The organism is Streptomyces triculaminicus (assembly GCF_017349075.1).
In the GTDB taxonomy this organism is placed as follows: Bacteria; Actinomycetota; Actinomycetes; order Streptomycetales; family Streptomycetaceae; genus Streptomyces; species Streptomyces triculaminicus.
The window spans coordinates 1,086,298-1,107,658 of record NZ_JAFMOF010000004.1 but is presented as its reverse complement, the minus strand read 5'-3'; the positions used below and the strand labels follow the sequence as shown (position 1 = coordinate 1,107,658).

At 74.5% G+C, this 21,361-nt stretch carries 13 protein-coding genes, 1 tRNA gene and 2 pseudogenes; 6 read left to right on the top strand and 10 right to left on the bottom strand.

Features of this window, described 5'->3' with window-relative positions; genetic code table 11:
• Window positions 1-36: 36 nt before the first annotated feature.
• The 3 genes from J1792_RS27945 to J1792_RS27935 form a co-directional block, all read right to left on the bottom strand.
• On the bottom strand, window positions 37-2,037 hold the full coding sequence (locus tag J1792_RS27945) for a DUF5107 domain-containing protein (RefSeq protein WP_207248428.1): 2,001 nt from the start codon (window positions 2,035-2,037) through the stop codon (window positions 37-39).
• Between the two features lie 133 nt (window positions 2,038-2,170).
• Entirely contained in the window at window positions 2,171-3,592 is a 1,422-nt protein-coding gene (locus J1792_RS27940; protein WP_086568109.1) for a CoA transferase, read from the bottom strand.
• A gap of 2 nt (window positions 3,593-3,594) precedes the next feature.
• Window positions 3,595-4,986, bottom strand: coding sequence for an alanine dehydrogenase (locus tag J1792_RS27935; RefSeq protein WP_179198828.1), 1,392 nt, complete (start codon window positions 4,984-4,986; stop codon window positions 3,595-3,597).
• 258 nt (window positions 4,987-5,244) lie between these two features.
• On the opposite strand from J1792_RS27935, the gene J1792_RS27930 reads away from it, so the two are divergent.
• A complete protein-coding gene (locus tag J1792_RS27930; RefSeq protein WP_086568117.1) occupies window positions 5,245-5,454 on the top strand; it encodes a hypothetical protein in 210 nt (69 codons plus the stop codon).
• A gap of 303 nt (window positions 5,455-5,757) precedes the next feature.
• Window positions 5,758-7,149: an amino acid permease gene (locus J1792_RS27925; protein WP_207248427.1), complete on the top strand. Its 1,392-nt coding sequence runs from the start codon at window positions 5,758-5,760 to the stop codon at window positions 7,147-7,149.
• Between the two features lie 3 nt (window positions 7,150-7,152).
• On the opposite strand, the gene J1792_RS27920 is transcribed toward J1792_RS27925, so the two are convergent.
• The 3 genes from J1792_RS27920 to J1792_RS27910 all read right to left on the bottom strand — a co-directional run bounded on the left by J1792_RS27920 (window position 7,153) and on the right by J1792_RS27910 (window position 10,470).
• A complete protein-coding gene (locus J1792_RS27920; protein ID WP_207248426.1) occupies window positions 7,153-7,914 on the bottom strand; it encodes an SDR family NAD(P)-dependent oxidoreductase in 762 nt (253 codons plus the stop codon).
• Window positions 7,915-8,028: 114 nt separating this feature from the next.
• Window positions 8,029-8,610 (bottom strand): TetR/AcrR family transcriptional regulator, encoded by a 582-nt coding sequence (locus tag J1792_RS27915; RefSeq protein WP_086568103.1) that lies wholly within the window; start codon window positions 8,608-8,610, stop codon window positions 8,029-8,031.
• Window positions 8,611-8,673: 63 nt separating this feature from the next.
• Window positions 8,674-10,470, bottom strand: coding sequence for a hydroxysqualene dehydroxylase (locus tag J1792_RS27910; protein ID WP_086568115.1), 1,797 nt, complete (start codon window positions 10,468-10,470; stop codon window positions 8,674-8,676).
• Window positions 10,471-10,664: 194 nt separating this feature from the next.
• Between J1792_RS27910 and J1792_RS27905 the strand changes: the two genes are divergently transcribed.
• Entirely contained in the window at window positions 10,665-10,970 is a 306-nt protein-coding gene (locus J1792_RS27905) for a 4a-hydroxytetrahydrobiopterin dehydratase (RefSeq protein ID WP_086568101.1), read from the top strand.
• A gap of 73 nt (window positions 10,971-11,043) precedes the next feature.
• On the opposite strand, the gene J1792_RS27900 is transcribed toward J1792_RS27905, so the two are convergent.
• The 3 genes and pseudogenes from J1792_RS27900 to J1792_RS27890 all read right to left on the bottom strand — a co-directional run bounded on the left by J1792_RS27900 (window position 11,044) and on the right by J1792_RS27890 (window position 15,853).
• Window positions 11,044-11,886 carry an aldo/keto reductase gene (locus J1792_RS27900; protein ID WP_307843111.1) on the bottom strand — a complete coding sequence of 281 codons (843 nt, stop codon included), beginning with the start codon at window positions 11,884-11,886 and terminating at the stop codon, window positions 11,044-11,046.
• An 84-nt stretch (window positions 11,887-11,970) separates the two neighbouring features.
• A complete protein-coding gene (locus J1792_RS27895) occupies window positions 11,971-13,797 on the bottom strand; it encodes an AMP-dependent synthetase/ligase (protein WP_086568098.1) in 1,827 nt (608 codons plus the stop codon).
• A 123-nt stretch (window positions 13,798-13,920) separates the two neighbouring features.
• Window positions 13,921-15,853: pseudogene (locus tag J1792_RS27890) on the bottom strand (exo-alpha-sialidase).
• A 288-nt stretch (window positions 15,854-16,141) separates the two neighbouring features.
• Between J1792_RS27890 and J1792_RS27885 the strand changes: the two are divergent.
• Complete coding sequence (locus tag J1792_RS27885) at window positions 16,142-17,923, top strand: GTPase-associated protein 1-related protein (protein WP_207248425.1); 1,782 nt, start codon at window positions 16,142-16,144, stop codon at window positions 17,921-17,923.
• A 605-nt stretch (window positions 17,924-18,528) separates the two neighbouring features.
• On the opposite strand, the gene fdhD is transcribed toward J1792_RS27885, so the two are convergent.
• The gene (gene fdhD, locus J1792_RS27880) at window positions 18,529-19,362 is read right to left on the bottom strand and encodes a formate dehydrogenase accessory sulfurtransferase FdhD (RefSeq protein WP_207248490.1); all 834 of its coding nucleotides are present in this window, start codon (window positions 19,360-19,362) and stop codon (window positions 18,529-18,531) included.
• A 186-nt stretch (window positions 19,363-19,548) separates the two neighbouring features.
• Here fdhD and J1792_RS27875 point away from each other — a divergent pair.
• Window positions 19,549-21,092: pseudogene (locus tag J1792_RS27875) on the top strand (aldehyde dehydrogenase family protein).
• A 178-nt stretch (window positions 21,093-21,270) separates the two neighbouring features.
• Window positions 21,271-21,355, top strand: a tRNA-Leu gene (locus J1792_RS27870).
• Window positions 21,356-21,361: the final 6 nt, after the last annotated feature.

The window sequence follows — 21,361 nt, the reverse complement described above, 5'->3', positions numbered from 1 at the left end:
CGTACGGGCCGCGCGTGCGGTCCGTACGGCGCCGGATCAGGACCGGGCCCCGAAGTGGTAGCGCTCCGGCAGCGGATGCAGCCGGCGGGCCCGCGCCCGTACCGCCTCGGTCACGGGGCCGTCCCCGGCCACGAGCCGCTCGGCGATCGCCCACCACACCTCGGCGAGCGACGCCTCGCCCTCCCGCAGGTCGTCGACCTCGAACCCCTCGTCGAACACCGCCCGCGCGGCCGACGCGTCCCCCCGGGCCAGCAGAACCCGCGCGCCCAGCAGCCGGAAGCGGCCGCGCGCACGGTCGGCCGCACCCACTCCCGCCAGCACGCCGGCCGCCGCGTCCGGCCGCCCGGCGGCCAGCAGCGCCGTGACCGCCTCGTGCGCCAGCGCGGCCAGCGCCGCGCGGGACGCCCGCGCCGCGCGCGCCGCCTCCACCGCGGCCGCGTAGCGGTCGGCCGCGCGCTCGGGATGGCCGCCCGCGCGGTCCGCCGCGGCCAGGCAGCGCAGCGCGGGCCACGTCAGGCCCTCCCGCAGGGCCCGCTCCCAGCTGCGCGCGGCCTGCGAGCGGTCCCCGGCGTGCCACTGGGCGACGCCCAGGTGGTAGGCGGTGTACGGGCCGGGCTCGGCCGCCTCGAGCAGCTCGCGCCAACGCGGCGAGACGAGCGAGGGGCCCGGCACCGGGCCGCGCTCGGTGAGCGCGCCGGTGCGCAACAGCTCCTGCCACGGCCGCTGTTCCTCGCCCAGCGTCGCCGCCGGGAACGGCGTCCCCGGCAGCTCGAGGCCGCCGCGCTCCGCCTCGAGCGCGCCCCAGCCCGACCCGGCGGCCAGCAGCTCCTTGGGCTCGTGGTCGGCGTACGGCCGCCAGGCGGCGAACGCCGCGTCCACCTCGGCCCGCGGCAGCGCCGCCCCCAGCCGGTCCGCGACCTCGGCGCGCGCCGCCCGCCAGTCGGCGCCGTGCGTCCGGGCCGGGTCGGCGGCCAGCGGCCCGTACGCCTCCAGCCAGGCGAACTCCCCGCCGGCCTCCAGCGGGACGTGCTCCAGCTGGGTGCGCGCCAGCCCCGCCTGGATCTCGGCATAGCCGCCGGTGCCCGGCTCGGTGAGCCACTCCTGCTGCCGGCGGCCGGCCGGGCTCGTGCCCCACACGAACAGCTTGCGTCCGCGCAGGAGGTCGGTGGAGGTCTGGACGAGCCCGCGGCCGTCCTCGCCGAGCGCGGCGATCCAGCGGCGCTCGCCGTCGGGGAGGTCGTAGAAGTGGTCGGCGTGCCGGTCGCCGGCGAGCGGGTAGGAGCTGTCGGCGCCGTCCGCCGAGGGCACGGGGACCCGGCGCAGGGAGCGCTCGTAGCCGAAGTGCCAGGCGGACTCCGCCGGCACCAGGACGCGCAGGCCCGGCTCCTCGCGGACGGCGGTGTTGGACCACCAGTACACCGGGGCGGGACGGTCGTGCGGGTTGCGCACGCGCACGCCCGCGTAGAGGAAGGCGGAGCCGTCGGGCAGCCACAGGTCGACCTGGAAGGGCAGGTCGCGCAGCCGCTCCCACTCCCACAGCCGCAGCATCTCGCCGCCGTCGGGCGCCGGCACGCGGGCGGCGTGCAGCGGGGCGACGGACAGCGGGCCGTGGCCGGTGGCACCAATGTTCCACTCGATGCCGCCGGAGAACCAGGCGCCGTTGAGCGCGAAACCGGCGGGCTGGAGAACGGGGTTGCTGTAGAGGAGGGAGCGGCCGGACGCCTTGTCCTCGAGGGAGTGCACGCGGCCGCCGAGCGAGGGCAGGACGGTGGCGCGCAGGAGGTCGTTCTCGATGACGATCGCGTCGAGGTCCGTGGGGACGCGCTCGCGGGAGTAGTCGTCGCGGCGGCGCACGGGCAGCAGGGAGCGCAGCGGCGCGTAGCGCATCTGCCGGGCCATCTCGGCGGGGAAGTCCTCGAGCCCGCCCGAGCCCGGGCGGTGGACGTCGGGGAACACGGCCAGCGGCGGCAGCGGGTTCTCGGGCCCCAGGGGAGCGGCGGGCAGGGTCAGGACGGTGCGGCGGATGGTGGTGGCCATGGCGACTCAGCTCCTCGTACGGGCCGCCGTACGCCCGGCGCCCCCCTCGATGACCGGCGCGTCCGCGCGGTCGACGAATGCTTCCCCGCGCGGTCGCCCCGTGAACGGTCGCGCGGGAGACGGGGAATGACCCTTACCGCTTCCATGCCGGGGCGTCCGCGCCCAGCGGCTTCGGCGGCCGGTCCCAGTCGCGCGGCCCGCCGTCGAAGGCCACAGGCGGCAGCGCGTACCGCACCCGGCCGCGCGGCCCGTCCCGCTCGGCCAGCCACGCGGCCGGCTCGTACGCGTCCACCCCGCCGTCCTCGCCGCCCCCGCCGTCCTCGTCGGGGACGACGTCCCGGGTCAGCCATGCCGCGGTCTGCGCGAGGGCGAGCCGCGCCAGGCGGGCGCCGCCCATCGTGTGCGAAGCGGTCACGGCGCGCAGCACGGCCGCCGCGAGCAGATAGCCGGTGCAGTGGTCCAGGGCCTGCGCGGGCAGGGCGCCGGGCAGGCCGTCCGGCCCGGCCTCGGTGACGGCGATGCCGCAGGCGGCCTGCACGACGCTGTCGAACCCGCGCCGACCGCCCCACGGGCCGTACGCGCCCCAGGCGCTCAACTGCCCGACGACCAGGCCCGGCCGGCGCTCGGCCAGGGCGTGCGGGGACAGCCCGTGACGGTCGAGGGCGCCGGGGCGGTAGCCGGTCACCACGACGTCGGCGGCCGCCAGCAACTCCTCGAAGACGGCCCGGTCGGCCGCGCGGGCCAGGTCGAGGGTGGCCGACCGCTTGCCGAAGCCCGTGTCGTCATGGGCCTCGGGGAGCTCGGGCAGGGTGGGGGAGTCGATCCGCAGCACGTCCGCGCCGAGCAGGGCGAGGGTGCGGGTGGCGACGGGCCCGGCGGTGACGCGGGTGAGGTCCAGGACGCGCAGTCCCTCGGCGGGCCGCCCGGCGGGCGCCTCGGCCGGCCTGCGCGGGGGCCCGTCCGCCAGGCGCTCCAGCGTCAGCAGCGGGTGCCGGGCGACGGCGGCGCCCTGGGGATGGGCGGCCCACTCGGCGGGGGTGCGCACGGCGGCGGCGATGCCGCCCGCCGCGCAGATGTCCTCCTCGGCCCCGAGGGCGTCGCGGGCGGCGAGCGCGGCGGCCACCCGGGAGGTGAGGGCGGCCTCGTCGCCGTCGTCCGGCACGCCGAGCGCGGCGAGCAGACGGGCGCGGTGGTGGGGGTAGTTGGCGTGGGTGCGCAGCGGGCCGGTCGCGGTGTGCCAGAAGCGGGACAGCGGCGCGAAGGCGGTGGCCGCCCGGCCCTCGACCCGCAGGTGGCGCTCGCTGACGAACGCCGTCGCCACGGCGCCGTCGTCGACGCGTACGGCCGGGACCGGGCCGCCGCCACGGCGCGCGGCGACCAGCTCGGCCGCGGCGAGCGAGGCGACGGCCACGGCCGACCGGGCCGCCTCCCGCACCGGGAGCCGGGCCGCGAGGACGGCCGGAGGGCCGTGGTGGCCGACGGCGGCCGCGAGGGCCGGATCTCCACCGAGCGCCGCCCAGGCGTGCTCCGTGGCACTGGTCGATCGCTTGATCATCCTCAGAGTGTGGCACTGAGTGCCATGGGCTGGGAAGAGGGCCGCAGGCCCAGCGCCGGCCCCGCCACCAGCGCCCGCAGGATGCCCGCGGTGGCGCCCGCCAGGCCGTCGATCAGCCGCTCGTCGGCCAGCAGTACGTCGGTGATCTGGCGGCTGTAGCGCTCCGCCGACTCCCTGGCGAACCCCAGCAGCGGCCAGCCCCAGACGGAGGCCAGGTACACGCCGTGCCGGACGACGCAGGGCCGGGAGGGATGGGTGGACTCGACGATGGGCTCGACAGCCGTCCGGTTGGTGGCGCAGCCCCCGACGAGGTCGACGACGACCGTGCCGGGCCGCAGGACGGACCGCAGGTCGTCGTCGGTGACGAGATAGCGGGTGCCGCGGACGGCGGGCGGCTGCTCGGCACCGTTGATCACGAGGTCGCTGGAGCGCAGGTACCGGAGCAGGTGGGGGCGGCGCGTGGCCCGCTTGGTGAGGACGTCGATCTCCCGCACGCCGTGCCGGACGCACTCGTCGAGGGCGCCGAAGGCGACGTTGCCGTAGCCGAGGAGGCAGACCCTGAGGTCGTCGGGCGCCTGTGGCCCGTGCCCGTTCCGGAGCGCCAGGTCGATCCCGAAGCGGGCGCCGGCGCGGCCGGTCTCGTGCAGGCAGTGGATGCGCCGCCGGCCGTAGGGGCGCGGCGGCCGCCGGTCGCGGTACGCGGCCACGCGCGCGGCGGCGATCCGGGCGGCGGCCTCCTCCAGCTCGCCGAAGCCCACCGTGACCGTGGCGGGCGCGGCGGGCCGGGACCGCAGCACGCGCAGGGACCGGGGCCGGCGGCGCGCGGCGTACTGGAGGCCTCCGAAGGCGTCGTCGGAGAACCCGATCAGGGCGACGGAGAGGTCCCCGGCGGCGTGCCCGCGCACGGCCGCGAGGAGGTCGCGCATGGCCAGGCGGCTGCGGACATAGGAATCCGTGAGAACCTCCGGGCATTCCCGGATCAGCTCCATCGCGACGATATTCACCCCGCACGCGTTCGCCACCTCCACCCTTTCCGGTATGGACAGCGGATGCGCCATGCAGAACAGAGTGGAACCCGGGTCCATACGGGCGAGGTCGTGATGGGCCGGGCCTTTGAGCTTGATGACCAGGTCCTTGTCGCGATAAAGGGCGTCGCGCGTTTCGACGGTGGCGCCGGCCGCCGTGTACAGGGCGTCGGACAGCCCCATCGCCTCCCCCGCGCCCCGCTCGACGGCGACCGCGCACCCGTGCCGGACCAGCGCCGACACGGCGGCGGGGGCCAGCGCGACCCTGACCTCCGAGCCGTCGGGATTCTCCGGGGAAAGGTGCTCGGCGGCGAGACCTATGCGATGAAAGGGCCGGCTCCTCATGGCCGGGCCGAGGGCTGCCGTCATATTCGGGCCCCTTTCGTGCGGGCCTTCTCTCATGATGGCAGAGTGTGCGCGGCGCCGCCCGTCGCGATAAACTCCCCGCCCGCCGCGGCCGGCGGGCGGAACGCACGGGGAATTCCCGGGGATCGAGTTCTCCGCCGAGCGCTCCGAACCCGTGGAAGGGGCCGGGCGCAGGCTCGTCATCCCCCGATCGGGTGACATCGGCCGTGGAGGCCGCGCGGGCGTCGCCGAGGTCTACGCTGGGAGCCGGTGAGCGACCCGGTGAGTGATGACAAGTACCCGCCCGAGCCGGAACCGCACGGCAGGACCTGCCAGTGGTGCCACGGCGCCGGATATGTGACGCGGGCGCTGGCCTACAGCCCCGGCACGGACCCCTTCACGGGCCCGGCGGAGACCGTCCACCGAGCCGCGCAGTGCAACCACTGCCGGGGCTCGGGCACCTATGACTCCGACCTCGACCCCACCCTCTGACAGCGCCCGCGCGCCGTCCCCCCGGCCGTCCGCCGCGTGTCGGCGTCCGCAAATCCGGCCGCGCAGCCTCCGGTCCCCCTGATTCCGCTTGATGAGGGCCCAGTGGACGAATCGCGGCCCCGAGCCGTGATCGCGCAACCTTTTGCGGTCGGTGGGCGGGCTGCGCGGGACAAAAAAATCTAATTTGGCGGCGCGGAGGGCGCCGGTCAATATGTGCTGTCGCACATACCTGTGCTCTTGCAGAGGTGTGCGCCGTCGCCCGAGAATCGGCGACCTGCCCAGCACGAGAGGTGCAACCACCCCATGCACGACACCGACGGCACACCCTCACGCCGTTTCGGCCTCCCCACCGCCATCACCCTGGTCATGGGGAACATCATCGGCGGCGGCATCTTCATGCTGCCCGCCTCGGTCGCCCCGTACGGCACGGTGAGCCTGCTCGCCTTCGTCGTGCTGACGGTCGGCGCGATCGCCCTCGCTCTCGTCTTCGGCCGGCTCGCCGGGCGCTTCCCGCGCACCGGTGGTCCGTATGTCTATGCACGGGAGGCCTTCGGTGACTTCGCCGGGTTCCTGTCGGCATGGTCGTACTGGACGATGACCTGGGTGAGCAACGCCGCCCTCGCGGTCGCCGGCGTCGGCTACCTCCATGTGCTGACCGGCTCCGGGTCCAAGGAGCTGGACCTGGTCCTGGCCCTGGCCCTGCTGTGGCTGCCCGCGCTGGCGAACCTCGCCGGCACCCGCTGGGTGGGCGTCGTGCAGCTGGTCTCCACGGTGCTGAAGTTCCTGCCGATGCTGTTCGTGGCGGTCGTCGGCCTCTTCTTCTTCGACCCGGCCAACCTCGGCCCCTTCACCGTCGGCGGCGGCGACTGGACGGGCGGCCTGACCGCCTCCGCCGCGATCCTGCTCTACAGCTACGTCGGCGTGGAGTCGGCCGCGATCAGCGCGGGCGAGGTCCGCGACCCCGAGCGCAACGTCGGGATCGCCAGCGTCGTCGGCACGATCGGCGCGGCCGTGGTCTACCTGCTGGGCACGCTCGCCGTCTTCGGCACCGTCGCGCACGACAAGCTGGTGGACTCCACCGCGCCGTTCTCCGACGCCGTCGACGCGATGTTCGGCGGTCACTGGGGCGGCACCCTGATCGCCCTTGCCGCCGTGATCTCCATTACCGGAGCGCTCAACGGCTGGACCCTGATGAGCGCGCAGATGCCCTACGCGGCGGCCCAGGACGGGCTGTTCCCCGCCGTCTTCGGCAAGAAGCGGCGCGGCGTGCCGACGGCCGGCGTCATCGCCGCCGCGGTGCTGGCCTCGGCGCTGACGATCATCAACTACACGGCGGGTGTCGGCGGGGTCTTCGAGATCCTCGTCCTGATCACCACCTTCTCCGCCACCGTGCCCTACCTGCTGGCCACCGCCGCGCAGGTGTACTTCCTGCTGAGCGGGCAACGCGAGAAGATCCACGCGGGCCGGATGACCCGTGACCTGGTGCTCGCCCTCGGCGGGTTCGCCTTCTCCTTCTGGCTGGTGGCGGGCGCCGGTTACGCGGCGGTCTACCAGGGCGTGCTCTTCCTCTTCGCAGGGATCATCGTCTACGTGTGGATGGTGGCCCGCCGCCCCGCGAAGCAGCAGGAGCAGCAGGAGCAGGAGCGGCAGGCGACCGGGCGCGAGAGCGCGGACGAGCCGGAGCTCGTGGGCTGACCGTCAGGCCGTGACACCGCCGTCGAGCACCAGCTCGGTGCCGACGGCGTAGCCCGCCTCGTCCGAGGCGAGGTGGAGGACGGCTGCGGCGATCTCGGCGGGAGTGCCCGCGCGGCCCAGCGGGACGTCGCGGGTCATCCGCTCGGACTTCTCCGTCGCCGACTCCCCGGGGCGGCTGGACATCGGGGTCTCCACGGGGCCGGGGCTGACGGCGTTGATCCGCACCCCCTCGCCGATGTGGTCCAGGGCGGCGCTGCGGGTGAGCACGGAGACGGCGGCCTTGCTGGTCGCGTACGCGCCCAGGTTCGCCAGGCGCTTGTGCGAGCCGAGGTTGGACGAGATGTTCACGATGGCCCCGCCGCCGTTCTCCCGCATGTGGGCGATCTCGTGCTTCATCGACAGCCAGACGCCCGTGAGGTTGGTGGCCAGGGTGGCGTGCCAGTCCTCCTCGGGGATGTCGGCGACCTTCGCCGGCCGGGCGAGCATGCCGACGTTGTTGACGGCCACGTCCAGTCCGCCGAAGCGGGCCACGGTCGCCTCGACCATGGCCGCCACCTCCCCGGCCCGCGTCACGTCGGCGGTGACCGCGGCCGCCCGGCCGCCCTCGGCCTCGATGAGGCCCACGGTCTCCTTCAGCGGCGCCTCCCGGCGGCCGGCGACCACCACGGCGGCGCCTTCACGGGCGAAGGCGAGGGCGATGGCCTGCCCGATGCCGGTGCCGCCGCCGGTGACGAGGACGGTCCTGCCGGTGAAACGTGCGCTCATGTCGATGACTCCTCGGGTGTGCCGCACCGCGCGAGCGGGGAGCGGGGAGAGTAAGAGAACGATCGGTCTTGAATTCGGGTACGACGAAGCCCGGGCCGCCGGGCCGCCGGACGGTCAGTCCAGCAGGGTCAGTGCCTGCTCGGCCGCGTCCCGCATCAGGTCCGCGTCCGGGCCGGTCTTGCCGATCACCCGTAGGCCCTGCAGGAAGACCAGCAGCATGCGGGCGAGTGCGACCACGTCGCGGTCGGCGGCGAGCTCACCCTGGGCCCTGGCCCTGGTCAGCGCCGAGGTCAGCGCGCCCTCCAGGGTGCCCCAGGCCGCCTCGACCCGGCGTGCGGAGTCCGCGTCGTGCGCGGCGAGCTCCACGGCCGTGTTGGTGACGAAGCACCCGCGCCGCAGCGCGTCGCGGGACGCCTCGTCCGTGAAGCGCCGCACCAGCGCCCGCACGGCGGGCAGCGCCGGCCCCGGCGCCGAGAGCTCCTCGGTGACGACCGGCCCCTGCTGCTCGCCGTAGCGCTCCAGCGCCTTGAGGTAGAGCTCGTGCTTGCTGCCGAACGTGGCGTACAGGCTCGCCCGCGCGATCCCGAGGTGCGCCACGAGATCCGCCATCGACGTCGCCTCGTAGCCGCGCCGCCAGAACAGCTCGAGGGCTGCCTGCAGCGCGGCGTCCGGGTCGAATTCCTTGGTCCTGGCCACGAACAGGACCCTAGTCCTATCTGGAACGATCGGTCAAGAAAGGCCTTCTCGCGCTCGGGCGGGCTATCCCAGGTCGAAGGCGTTGCGCAGGCCCAGGCGGTGGCGGAGGTCGTCCTGGCGCCGCAGCGGTTCGAACTCCGGGGCGCGGTAGAGGGGAGTGATCGCGCAGCGCCCGGCCGAGGAGCCGGTGGCGTCCAGCAGCGCGTTGACCGCCGCGCGGGCGGAGGCGTTGGCGCCCTCCATGGTGGCCAGGTCGATGTCCACGGCCACGTAGTCCCCGGCGAGGAAGAGGTTGGGGATGGCGGTGCGCGCCTGGGGGCGGTTGAACCAGGTGCCGGTGGGGTGGATGAGGAGCTGCTCGTCGTTGGTGGCGTGGGAGCCGCCGAGTTCCACCGCCGGGTCCAGGAACCACGAGTGCAGCACCGCGTCCCTCAGGACCGTACGGCCGGTGTCGTTGAGGCCCGCCTTCATCTGCGCCCACACCTCGCGGGCGACCTCCTCGCGGGTGCACCGCTTGGCCGTCCTGCCGTAGAGGATGCCGGGCCGGTCCCATTCGGAGACGTCCACCGACAGGCAGTCCGCGACCGTGCCGTCGCCGTAGTCGCGCCGGAAGTCGCGGCCGGACCAGTACTGCGCCTGGCTCACGGAGGTGATCGACCAGGGGGAGTCGATGTGGTTGACGTGGCCGTGGAGGATGGGCGTCGGCTCGGTGAGATAGAACTGGATGCCCGTCATCCAGTCGGTCTCCAGCCGGTCGCAGCGCGCGAGGCCGGGGTCCGCCGCCCGGACGCCGGCGTTCCAGGTCGTCCGGGCGTGCTCGACCGGCATGGCCGAGACGAAGTGGTCGGCGGCGGCCGTCCGCCGGGCGCCGCCGGCGTCCTCGAGCACGGCCCCGGTGATCCGGCCGCCCTCGAGCCGCAGATCCCGTACGCACCGGCCGAGATGGAACTCCACGCCCAGGGAACGCAGATGGGTCACCCACGGATCGATCCACGCCTCGTTGGTGGGGGCGTTGAGCACGCGGTCGGGCTCGCCGTCGGCGCCCCGGCCCAGCGCGTTGAAGAGGAACGCCTCGATGCAGGTGGCGACGGTCTTGGTACTGGCCACCTCGGCCTTGGTGGCGACGATGTTGCGGGTGATGCCGACGGCCAGCAGCTGCCGGTAGTTCGCCGACATCCGCGCGGCCTTGGTGAACTCGAACCACGGCACGCGTTCCCACTCCCGCGTGCGGCGCCGCTCGCCGCTGGTGAACCAGACCAGCAGCCTGCCGGCGAAGTAGGCGATCTCATGGGCGGGCAGCTTCGCGAAGGTCTCGAAGAAGGCCGTGAGCATGCGCAGGAAGACGTCCGGGGTCAGGACGGGCGGCGGCTTGCCGATGCCGGCGAACGGGATGCGGATGTCCTCGAGGCCGCCCGTGCGGGCCAGCATCACCTCGGTGGACGGCACGAGGTTGTCGTGGCAGCCGTTGGCGTTGCCGGGGAAGGGGATGCGGCGGAGCGTGTCCGGCAGGTTCCGGTAGAAGCCGGGGATGAAGCGGAAGCCGTGCTCGCCGGGCAGCGGCTTGCGGCCGCCCCTGGCGCTGCCCGGTACGTCCATGCTGCGCGCCTTGCCGCCGAGGGCGGACTTGCGCTCGTACACCGTCACCTTGAAGCCGCGCTCGGCGAGTTCGTGCGCGGCGGTCAGTCCGGCGACGCCGCCGCCGAGGACGGCGACCTCGCGCCCGCCGGAGCGGGCGCCCGGGCGCCGGGCGGGCCGGGGTGCCGCCTGGGCCGGCGTGGTGCCGAGCGCGGCCGTCGCCGCGACGGCCGTGGCGCCGCCGATGAACCCTCTGCGTGTGCTGCTGCCCGTGCCGTGCGCCATGACCACAGCCCCCTACCGCCGGTAACATGTCATGTTCGGCGCAGGAGCATAAGAGCGTCCCCCGTACCCCGGAAGGCCGCCGTGGACTCGCCCGCGCCACCGGCCGCACAATGGCGCGAAAGCGCCCCCGCCCCATGGGACGCTTGCGTGCACAGGCGTCATCGGCCGGCCGTGACAAGAGGAAGGGGTGCGTGATGGCAGTCGAACCGCTCTCGCAGCAGGACGTGGAGGACCGCCTGAGGGAACTGCCCGGCTGGAGCACCGACGGCGAGCGGATCACCCGCCGCTACTCCTTCGACGGGCACTTCCAGGCGGCGGCCATGGTGATCCATGTCGCGCAGATCCAGGAGGAGTTGAACCACCACTCCGACCTGACCCTCGGCTACAACACCGTCAGCCTCGCCGTGAACACCCACAGCGTGGGCGGAAAGATCACCGGCCTGGACGTGGAACTGGCCCGCCGCGTCGAGGCGGTCGCCTCCGGGCACGGCGCGCACTGAGGGCGAAGGCCCCGGGGCGGCTGCCCCGGGGCCTTCGTCACCACCGGGCCGGCGTGGCCGCCGGCGGGGCGGGTCAGTTCCAGTCGAAGTCGTCCGGGTCCGGGCCCACGCGGGTGCCGGTGTCCAGGCCCGCGATCGCCGTGAGGTCGTCGGCGTCCAGCTCGAAGCCGGCCAGGTCGATGTTCTCCCGGATGCGGGAGGGGGTCGCCGACTTGGGGATGGCCACGTTGCCCAGCTGCAGGTGCCAGCGCAGCACGACCTGGGCGGGGGACTTGCCGTGCTTGGCCGCGACGCGGGCGAGCGTGGCGTCCTCGAGCAGGCCGCGGCCCTGGCCGAGCGGGGACCACGCCTCGGTGGCGATGCCCTGCTCGGCGTGGAAGGCACGCAGCTCGGCCTGCGGGAAGTTCGGGTGGAGCTCGATCTGGTTGACCGCCGGGACGACGGAGGTGTCGGCGATCACGCGCTCGAGCTGCGGGCGCTTGAAGTTGGAGACGCCGATGGCCTTGGCGCGGCCCTCGGCCGCGATCTCGACGAGGGTGCGGTAGACGGTGACGTAGTCATCGCGCATGGCCCGGGGCCAGTGGATGAGGTAGAGGTCCACGTAGTCCAGGCCCAGACGGTCCAGCGAGGCGTCGAACTCGCGCAGGACGCCCTCGCGGGTCCAGGTCTCGGTGGCGCTGTTCCACATCTTCGTGGTGACGAACAGCTCTTCCCGCGCGATGCCCGAGGAGGCCAGCGCCTTGCCCGTACCCACCTCGTTCTCGTAGATGGCGGCCGTGTCGATGCTGCGGTAGCCCGCTTCGAGAGCGGTCGCGACCGTGGCCGTCGCCTCGTCGTCGGGTACCTGCCACACGCCGAAACCGAGCTGCGGCATCACGACGCCGTTGTTGAGCGTGATGGACGGGAGGTTGCTCACGAGTGATCGATCCTTACTTCCTCGAGGTGACCTTGCTCCCGGGAACAACCCGGATCCCCCACTGTGCATTCCCAGTACATCCATCTACTTGCCGTAGAGCGCCTCGACCTCCCGTGCGTAGGCCTTCTCGATGGCCTTCCGCCGGAGCTTGTGGGTGGCCGTCAGCAGTCCCAGCTCCTCGGTGAAGTGCCCGGCCAGGATGCGGAAGGCGCGTATCGAGCCGTCCTGCGGCACGAGGGCGTTCGCCTCCAGCACGGCCCGCCCGATCTCGGCCTCCAAGTCCGGATCGTTCACCAGTTCGGGTGCGGCCGTCCGAGGCCTGCCGCGCATCGCCAGCCAGTGCGCCAGCGCCCCGGGGTCGAGGGTGACGAGCGCGGCCACGTACGGGCGGGCGTCCCCGACGACCAGACACCTCTCGACCAGGGGATGCGCCCGAACCCGCTCCTCCAGGACCGCCGGCGAGACGCTCGCGCCGCCCGAGGTCACCAGCGTCTCCCCCTTCCGGCCGGTGATCGTCAGATAGCCGTCCTCGTCCAGCCGCCCCAGGTCGCCGGTGGCCAGCCAGCCGTCCCGCAGCACGGCGTCGGTGCCCCGCCGGTCGCCCAGATAGCCGGCGAAGACCTGGCCGCCGCGCAGCCAGACCTCGCCGTCGTCGGCGACCCGCACGGTCGTGCCCGGCACGGGCAGGCCCACCGTGCCGAAGCGGGTGCGCTCGGGAGGGTTGGCGACGGCGGCGCCGCTGGTCTCCGTCAGCCCGTAGCCCTCGAAGACGGTGACGCCCGCGCCCGCGAAGAACAGCCCCAGCCGGCGCTCCATCGCCGAGCCGCCCGACATCGCGTACCGCACCCGCCCGCCGAGCATCTCCCGGAGCCTGGCGTAGACGAGCCGGTCGAAGACCTGGTGCTGGACCCGCAGGGCGGTGCCGGGGCCCGCGCCCGTGCCGAAGGCCCGCTCCTCCATCGCCCCGGCGTAGCGCACCGCCACGTCCACCGCCTTCTCGAACGGCTTCCCCTTGCCCTCCAGCTCCGCCGCGCGCCGGGCCGCCTCGAAGACGGCCTCGAAGACGCGGGGGACGGCGAGCACGAACGTCGGCCGGAAGGCGCCGAGGTCGGCCCGCAGGGCCGGTGCGGACGGCTGGGACTGATGGCCCAGCTTGACCCGGCCGCGCACCGCGGCGACCTGCACCATGCGGCCGAAGACATGGGCGAGGGGGAGGAAGAGGAGCGTGGCCGCCTGCTCGCCGGGGCGGGAGCGGAAGACCTGCTCGTAGCGGCGGACGACGTTGTCGGCCTCGGCCATGAAGTTGGCGTGGGTGAGGACGCAGCCCCGGGGGCGGCCCGTGGTGCCCGAGGTGTAGATGACGGTCGCCGGCGACTCGGGGGTGAGGGCGAGGCGATGGCGGTGCACGATGTCGTCGTCCACGGGCGTCCCGGCCGCCATCAGGTCGGCGAGCGCGCCGGCGTCCAGCTGCCACAGGCGGGCCAGGCGGGGCAGCCGGTCGATGACCGAGCCGATGGTCATCGCGTGGTCCTCGTGCTCGACGACGCAGGCGGTGACGTCCGCCTCGTGCAGCATCAGGAAGACCTGCTCGGGGGAGGAGGCCGGGTGCAGCGGCACGGGCTGGGCGCCGACGCACCACAGGGCGAAGTCGAAAAGGGTCCACTCGTAGCGCGTACGGGACATGATGGCGACCCGGTCGCCGAACCGTACGCCCTCCGCGAGCAGCCCCTTCGCCAGGGCCAGCACCTCGTCCCGGAAGGCCGCCGCGGTCACGTCCTGCCACTGCCCGCCGCCGGTCCTGCGGCCGAGCGCCACTCTGTCGGGGTCCTCTTCCGCATGGTCGAACACGACGTCCGCCAGTCCTCCGACGGGGGGCGTCGGCACCAGGGAAGGGACGGTGAACTCGCGCAACTCTCGCTCCTCGCGACGCTCCGCACAGCGCCGTGACCGTACCCGATCCCGTCCCGCACCGAACCTGCTTCCGCCGCGCTCGTCCGGCGGCCGCGCCGGGCCGGGCCGGATCCGCCCGGTCCCTCACCCGGCGGACAGCCGGTCCAGCGGCAGCAGCAGCACCGCCCCGCGCCCCGACGGCGGCGCGTTCGACTCCCGCAGCGCGGTCAGCTCGCGGTCCGTCAGCGCCCTCGCGTACACCCGCACCTCGTCCAGATCGCCCGTCAGGAACGCCCTGCCGTCCGGCTTCTGCCCCAGATGCACCCCGAACGTCGAATTCCGGCTCACCGTGCCCGGCACGTCGGGCACGCTCGTGGAGACGCCGTCGACGGTCAGCGTCAGCAGCCCGCCCGTACGACGCAACGCCAGCTGATGCCACCGGCCGTCGTCGTACGCGCCCACCGACCGGACCGTCGCCGTCCGGGACGGCTCCGGGCCCCCTGGCCGCGCGGTCAGCCGGCCGGTCACCCGCCCCGCCCCCGGCTCCCCGACCAGCGCCACCTGAGGGGCGCCGCCCACCCCGCCCATCCACAGCAGCGGCTGCTCACCCGGCCGGCCGCGGGCCGGCAGCGGAACCACAGCACCGCCGTGAGGTCCCGCGCCCCCAGCGGCAGCGAGCCCCGGTAGGGCAGGCGCACCGCGTCGTCCACGCCGTCGAAGCCCAGCCCCGGGCCGAACCGCCCCCGCACCGGGGCGCCCCGCCGAGCACGGCCCCCCGGCCGCCGGGCGCCAGGTCGGGCGTCGTGGGGTCCGGCCCGCGGCGCGGCCCCAGCCAGTCCTCGGTGAACCGCGCGAACCGGATCTCCTGGCGGGCGTCGCTCTTCCCCGCCTCGTAGAGCAGCCCGGTGGTGCCCGGTGAGACGACCGCCATGTCGGAGTAGCCGGACCAGTCCGAGGTCACCCGGCGGCCCCGCTCGGCGCTCTCCCAGGTGCGCCCCTGGTCGTAGGAGGACCGGATGGTCATGGTCCGGCGGCGGTCGGGGTCGGCGGGCGCCGAGAACAGCCAGCGCCCCGGCCGCGGCGCGGCCACGGCCGCCTGCACCATGGGGGCGTACAGGCCGGGCAGGGCCCGGAACGGCGCGGCGAAGCGCGCCCCGCCGTCGAGGGCGAGGGCCTCGTCGCGGTGGCCGAGGTCCGTGCCGTCCTGCTCGCGCCCGTTGACGTACACCGACCCGTCGTCGCGCTCGGCGAGCGTCAGCTCCGAGGGCTTCTGGCGGTAGGTGCCGTCGGGCAGGTAGGGGTGGGTGTCCACCGCGCCGAGCCGCCAGTGGGCGCCGCCGTCGTCGCTGAGGGCCAGCGCGGCGTGATTGGCGGTCATACGGCCGCCGTCGTGGCTCTCGGCGTTGAGGCCCACGACCAGGCGGCCCCGGTGCGGTCCGTGGGCGAGCTGGATGCCGTGGCCGGGGCCGGTGGCGTACCAGGAGTTCCAGCCGGGCGGCCGGATCGCCGCCGTCACATCGCGCGGGCGCGACCAGCTGACGCCGTCGTCGTCGCTGTACTGCGTGTGCGGGGTGCGGTCGCAGGGCACGTCGCAGTTGCCGTCGTCGCCGCGGCCGTCGTTGTAGGTGGTGAGGAGCACGATCCGGCCCGTGCGGCGGTCCACGACGGGGGCGGGGTTGCCGTGGGTGTCGCCGTCGCCGGGGTCGGTGACGCGCGGCCGGGACCAGGTGCGGCCGCCGTCGGTGGAGCGCCTGACGACGAGGTCGATGTCGGTGGCGTCCCCGCAGTTGTCCCGCCTGCCTTCGGCGAAGGCGAGGAGGGTGCCGCGGGTGGTGGTGACGAGGGCCGGGATGCGGTAGCAGGCGTAGCCGATGTCCGGGTCCTCGTCGGCCCGGAACAGGACGCGCTCCTCGAATCCCCCGTCCGGCCCGGTGACCGCTCCGGCTCGCACCGGGACGGCGAGAAGGGCGAGCAGGGCGCCGGCCAGTCCGACGACACGTCCGGCCCGGCGCCTGCGCCGGCCGGGCGGCGCGGCGGGTGCGGGGCGTCGGTCACCGTCAGCAGGATGCGCCGTCATGGCCCGCCCCTTTCGCGTCAAGGCCGCCTGGGCCCCACGTGTCCGGTGGGTCAAAGTACGGGGAGGGCCCTTCTCCCACAAGGACCGTGCGCCCGATGGCCCACACGGGTCGCACGACCACCGGGCCGCCGGTTTACTGGGAATCCCAACGTCGGCGGCCCGCGCGACGCGTCCGTCGCCGAGGCGCGACGACTGAACTTCCCGCCAAATCCCCGGCAGCGGCCCATCGGATCTGGTGGGATGTCACTCGATGTAAGGAAGACGGCGAGAGGCGAGAGGAGTGCCCGGGTGATCCTGCAGCAGCTGCACTACACCTCCACCGCCGTCGCCCCGGGCCCCAACGGCTCGGGATTCCGTTTCACCGCGGCCAGCCCCGAACTGCCCATCACCCTGCTGGGGGAAGCCGAGCAGCTGATCGCCTACGAGCCGCCGAGCGACGCCCCCGGCTGCCCCTCCGCCGAGGAACTCGCCGTCTTCCCCGTGGCGTTCAGTCACAACCGGCTCTCCGACGGCAGCCGGCTCCTGTGCCGCACCGTGCGCACCGGCCCCGGCCGCGTCGGCCGGCACGGCAACTTCCACGCCCACGCCGTGCGGCTGCCCGAGGGCGGCGGGCTGCCCGGCGGCCTGCTGCCCATCGAGGCCTGGGAGTCCCCCTCCTGGGCGGACCGCACCCCGAACGGCGGTATCCCGCAGCCCCTGGACGGGCTCGTGCCCGCCCGGCGGATCGACAAGGCGGGGCTGTTCGCGTTCGTCCACGCCCGCGCGGAACGCCTCGAGTCGTTCCTCACGGACGTACGGACCCTCTTCCGCACCCCCGACGCCCAGCAGATCCTCGTGATCGAGCGCGACAGCGCCCACATCGCCCACTGGGTCGCCATCGCCAGCGCCGTCCTTCCCCGCGACCTCGCCGACCGGCTCACCTTCACCACCTACACCCGCCGCCCCATGCTCGCCCGGCACCAGATCGTCGGCGCCTTCCCCGACGCCGACTTCGACTACGTCTCCGCCGCCGCCCAGCACCGCTACCGCGTCCACGACTGCACCGGCGGCCCCTGCAGCCCCGCCCGCGCCGAGCGCGACCTGTGGGCCGCCGTGGCCGCCCGCGTCTGGCTGGCCGGCCACCCCGCGCTGTTCGCCGAGGCCGCGCGGCGCACCGGAGTGGGCCCGGAGACCGCCGACGAGGCCGACCGCCTCGCGGCGCTGGCCGCCCGCGAGGGCATCGCCCTCGACTCGAACGGCCGCACGGCCGCCGCCCGGTGGACCCGCGACCAGGCCCAGCGCGGCGACCTCGGCCCGGAGCTGCGGTCCCGGCTGCTGACCACCCTCGCCGCGGGCGGCACGGACCGTACGCCCGAGGAGTGGACGGTGCTCGCCTCGCTCGCCGAGGAGTTCTCCCGCCTGGCCTCCCGGACGGCCGCCGCCCCCCTCCGGCGCGACCTGCGCGCCGAGCTCGCCCGCGCGGCCGAGGCGCCCGACACACCCCTCGTGCGCTTCCTCACCCTCCTCCGCCTCGCCAAGGCGCTCCGCGTCGACCACACCCCCGTCCTGCCCGTGCTGACCGCGCGCCTGACGGCCGTCCTCCTGGACGACACGGCGCCGGACCGCAAGGTCGTACGGGCGGCCATCGACGCCCACCACGAGCTGCGCACCGCCGTCCTCGACGGGCTCGACCACACCGCCGCCACCGGCGACCCCCGGCCCATCACCCGCCTGCTGGCCGCCGAACTCCCCGGCGCCGACCTCACCGGCCGCCCCCACCTGCGGATGGCCGCCGCCATGGACGGCCGCCCCGCCCCGACGGCTACGACCGCCCGCCCCTGCTGCACACCCTCGTCAAGACCGCCGGCCCCGACCAGCAGGAGACGCCGTCCGTGCTGCGCACGGCCTTCCGGCTCATCTGGGGCGACGCACCGCTCACCGCCGCCGAGGCCGACGCGCTGCTCGACGCGCTCCCCGACGGCTGGTACCACGCGGACGGCCTCCCCGAGGCGTTCGTACGCGCCGCCCTCGACAGCGCCCGCGAGGACCCGGTGGCGCCCCGGCTGGCGAAGAACCTGCTCACGTGCCTGATCGCCGGAGGGCTGGAGCCGCCCCCCAGACAGCGGGCCGCGCTGACGCTCCTGGAGCAGGCCGGCGACCTCGCGACGGGCGAGGCCCGGCCCGGCTGTATCGCGCGGGTCGTCGCCCTGCGCCGGCAGGCCGCCGCGCTCGAGGCCGGCGTCGACGAGCGGCTGACCGACGCCGTCGCCCGCCACCTGCTGTCCATGGACCCGCCGCCCGACCCCGGCGAGCTGCCCGACCTCGTCCACACCGGGGACGAGCACCTCCTGCGCGCCTACGCCGAGGAGGCCCACGGCGAGGCCGTGGCCGAGCTGCTCCGCACGCCCACGTACGCCGCCGTGTGCTTCGTCGCCTGGCACACCGCGGCCGGCGAGAGCGAGCTGTGGGACGGCATCCGCGCCGACCTGCTGTCCACGGTCCTGCGCCCCGAGGTGCGCCGGATGTCCGCCGAGGACCTCGAGGAGATCCGGCACTGCCTCCGTCAGATCGGCGGGCAGTGGGCGGAGATGTTCCACGAGTGGGACCGGTTCGGGGTCCTCGGCCGGCTCAGCGGCCGCTGGCGGGGCTTCGGCCGCCCGGGCTGAGCGCGTGGGTCAGGGGGCTCACGGCAGCCCTCAGTCCAGGACGACGCGCTCCTCGCCCGCGTAGACGTTCATCGACGCGCCCCGCAGGAATCCGATCAGCGTCATCCCCGTCTCGACGGCCAGGTCGACGGCCAGCGACGAGGGCGCCGACACCGCCGCGAGCACGGGAATCCCGGCCATGGCCGCCTTCTGGGCGAGTTCGAAGGAGGCGCGCCCCGACACCAGCAGGATCGTGCCGGACAGCGGCAGCAGCCCCTCCCGCAGCGCCCGTCCGACGAGCTTGTCGACCGCGTTGTGCCGGCCCACGTCCTCCATGACGTCGAGGAGTTCGCCGTCGGCGGTGAAGAGCGCGGCGCCGTGCAGGCCGCCGGTGCGGTCGAAGACGCGCTGCGCCTCGCGCAGCCGGCCGGGGAGCTCCGCGAGCAGGGCGGGCTCGAGCCGCAGGGGCGACGGCCCGTCGGCGACGGGCCAGCGGGCGGTGGTGCGTACCGCCTCCAGGCTCGCCTTGCCGCACAGGCCGCAGGAGGAGGTGGTGTAGACGTTGCGCTCCAGGCCCACGTCGGGGACGGGCACGCCGGGTGCGAGGCGGACGTCGACGACGTTGTAGGTGTTCGAGCCGTCGTCGGTGGCGCCCGCGCAGTAGACGATGTTCGCGAGGTCCTCGGCGGCGCCCAGCACGCCCTCGCTGACCAGGAAGCCCGCGGCGAGCGCGAAGTCGTCGCCGGGGGTGCGCATGGTGATGGCGAGGGGCTTGCCGTTGAGCCGGATCTCCAGCGGCTCCTCGGCGACGAGGGTGTCCGGCCGGGTGCCGACGGCCCCGTCGCGGATGCGGATGACGCGGCGGCGCTGGGTGACCCGTCCCATGGCGATCAGTCCCGGAGTGAAGTCGACCAAGTCGAGTGTGGTGGGCAGTCTCGCCATGAACGCTCTCACGTGACGTGGGCCTCATCGGCGGCGGGTGCCCTTCCCGGCCCGCCGCCGGTGGCTACCGTTCGGTAGGAAGCGTCAATTCCCCGCCCCGACCGTGCACCGAGAGCGGAGATAAGACCCATGGCACCCACCCTCACCCTCAAGCCCGGCACGGACTGGGCGACCGCCTGGCGGCGCTGCCTGGCCGTCGCCCCCGAGGCCTTCCGCGACGAACGCGTCCTCAACCTCTGGAACGGCGCCTGGCACGCCGACGGCGACCCGCTCCCCGCCACCACCCCCGCCGACGCGACCCCATAGCCGGGCCGCCCCGCCTCGACGCGGCCGCCGCCCACCGGGCCGTACGCGCCTCCCTCGACCAGCACCGCGCCTGGCGCGAGGTGCCCCTCGCCGACCGCACCGCCCGCGTGAACGCCGCCCTCGACGCGCTCGCCGAACACCGCGACCTGCTGGCCCTGCTGCTGGTCTGGGAGATCGGCAAGCCCTGGCGGCTGGCCCGGGCGGACGTGGACCGCGCGATCGACGGCGTGCGGTGGTACGCGGCCGGGATCGACGACATGCTGGCGGACCGTGTTCCGCTGGCCGGCCCGGTCAGCAACATCGCCAGCTGGAACTACCCCATGAGCGTCCTCGTCCACGCGATGCTGGTGCAGGCGCTGGCCGGCAACGCGGTCATCGCCAAGACCCCCACGGACGGCGGCCTGGCCTGCCTGACTCTGGCGAGCGCCCTCGCCGCCCGCGAGGGCCTGCCGGTGACGCTGCTGAGCGGCAGCGGCGGCGAGCTGTCGGAGGCTCTCGTGCGCGCCCCGGAGATCGGGTGCGTGTCCTTCGTGGGTGGCCGGGACACCGGTGCCCGGGTCGCCACGGCCGTCGCCGACCTCGGCAAGCGGCACATCCTCGAGCAGGAGGGCCTCAACACCTGGGGAATCTGGAACTTCACCGACTGGGACGCGCTGGCCCCGCAGCTGCGCAAGACCTTCGACTACGCGAAGCAGCGCTGCACGGCCTACCCGCGCTTCGTCGTCCAGCGCACGGCCTTCGCCGACTTCCTCGAGCACTACCTGCCCGCCGTGCGCTCCGTCACCCTGGGCCATCCGCTGGCGGTGGCGGACCCGGCCGGACCGCTGCCCGAGCTCGACTTCGGGCCCCTGATCAACGCGGCGAAGGCCGAGGAGCTGACCGACCAGGTGGCCGAGGCCGTCGACCGCGGGGCGATCCCCCTGCACCAGGGCGCACTCGACCCCGGCCGCTTCCTGCCGGGGCAGGACACCGGCGCGTACATGGCGCCCGTGGCCCTCCTCAACCCTCCTCCCTCCTCGCCCCTGCACCACGCCGAGCCCTTCGGGCCCGTCGACACGATCGTGCTCGTGGACACCGAGGCCGAACTGCTGGCCGCCATGAACGCCAGCAACGGCGCCCTCGTGGCGACCCTCTCCTGCGACGACCCGGCGGCCTACGAGCGGCTGGCCCCGCAGATCCGCGCCTTCAAGACCGGACACGGCGTGCCGCGCTCGCGCGGCGACCGGCAGGAGCTCTTCGGCGGCTTCGGCGCGTCCTGGCGCGGCGCCTTCGTCGGCGGCGAGCTGCTGGTCAGGGCGGTGACCGAGGGCCCGGCGACCGGCGAGCGGGTGCCGGGCAACTTCCCGGACCACCATCTGATGCCCTGACCCGGTGCCGCTCCGCCCGGTCCCGGCGCCCGGCGCGCGCCGGGACCGGGCGGAATGCTCGGGTCTGTCCGTGAACGGGTCCTACGTCCCGGACGAAAAGCCTGGTGAAGGGCACTCCGAAACCTTGGTAGAGTTATCCATGTCGCCGCGGGGAACACCCCGCAGAGACACACACCTGGTCCGGGTGGCGGAATGGCAGACGCGCTAGCTTGAGGTGCTAGTGCCCTTTATCGGGCGTGGGGGTTCAAGTCCCCCCTCGGACACAACGA

Coding starts and splice junctions, on each gene's coding strand:
- J1792_RS27945 (WP_207248428.1), bottom strand. CDS start 2,037: ATGGCCACCACCATCCGCCGCACCGTCCTGACCCTGCCCGCCGCTCCC.
- J1792_RS27940 (WP_086568109.1), bottom strand. CDS start 3,592: ATGATCAAGCGATCGACCAGTGCCACGGAGCACGCCTGGGCGGCGCTC.
- J1792_RS27935 (WP_179198828.1), bottom strand. CDS start 4,986: ATGACGGCAGCCCTCGGCCCGGCCATGAGGAGCCGGCCCTTTCATCGC.
- J1792_RS27925 (WP_207248427.1), top strand. CDS start 5,758: ATGCACGACACCGACGGCACACCCTCACGCCGTTTCGGCCTCCCCACC.
- J1792_RS27920 (WP_207248426.1), bottom strand. CDS start 7,914: ATGAGCGCACGTTTCACCGGCAGGACCGTCCTCGTCACCGGCGGCGGC.
- J1792_RS27910 (WP_086568115.1), bottom strand. CDS start 10,470: ATGGCGCACGGCACGGGCAGCAGCACACGCAGAGGGTTCATCGGCGGC.
- J1792_RS27905 (WP_086568101.1), top strand. CDS start 10,665: ATGGCAGTCGAACCGCTCTCGCAGCAGGACGTGGAGGACCGCCTGAGG.
- fdhD (WP_207248490.1), bottom strand. CDS start 19,362: ATGGGACGGGTCACCCAGCGCCGCCGCGTCATCCGCATCCGCGACGGG.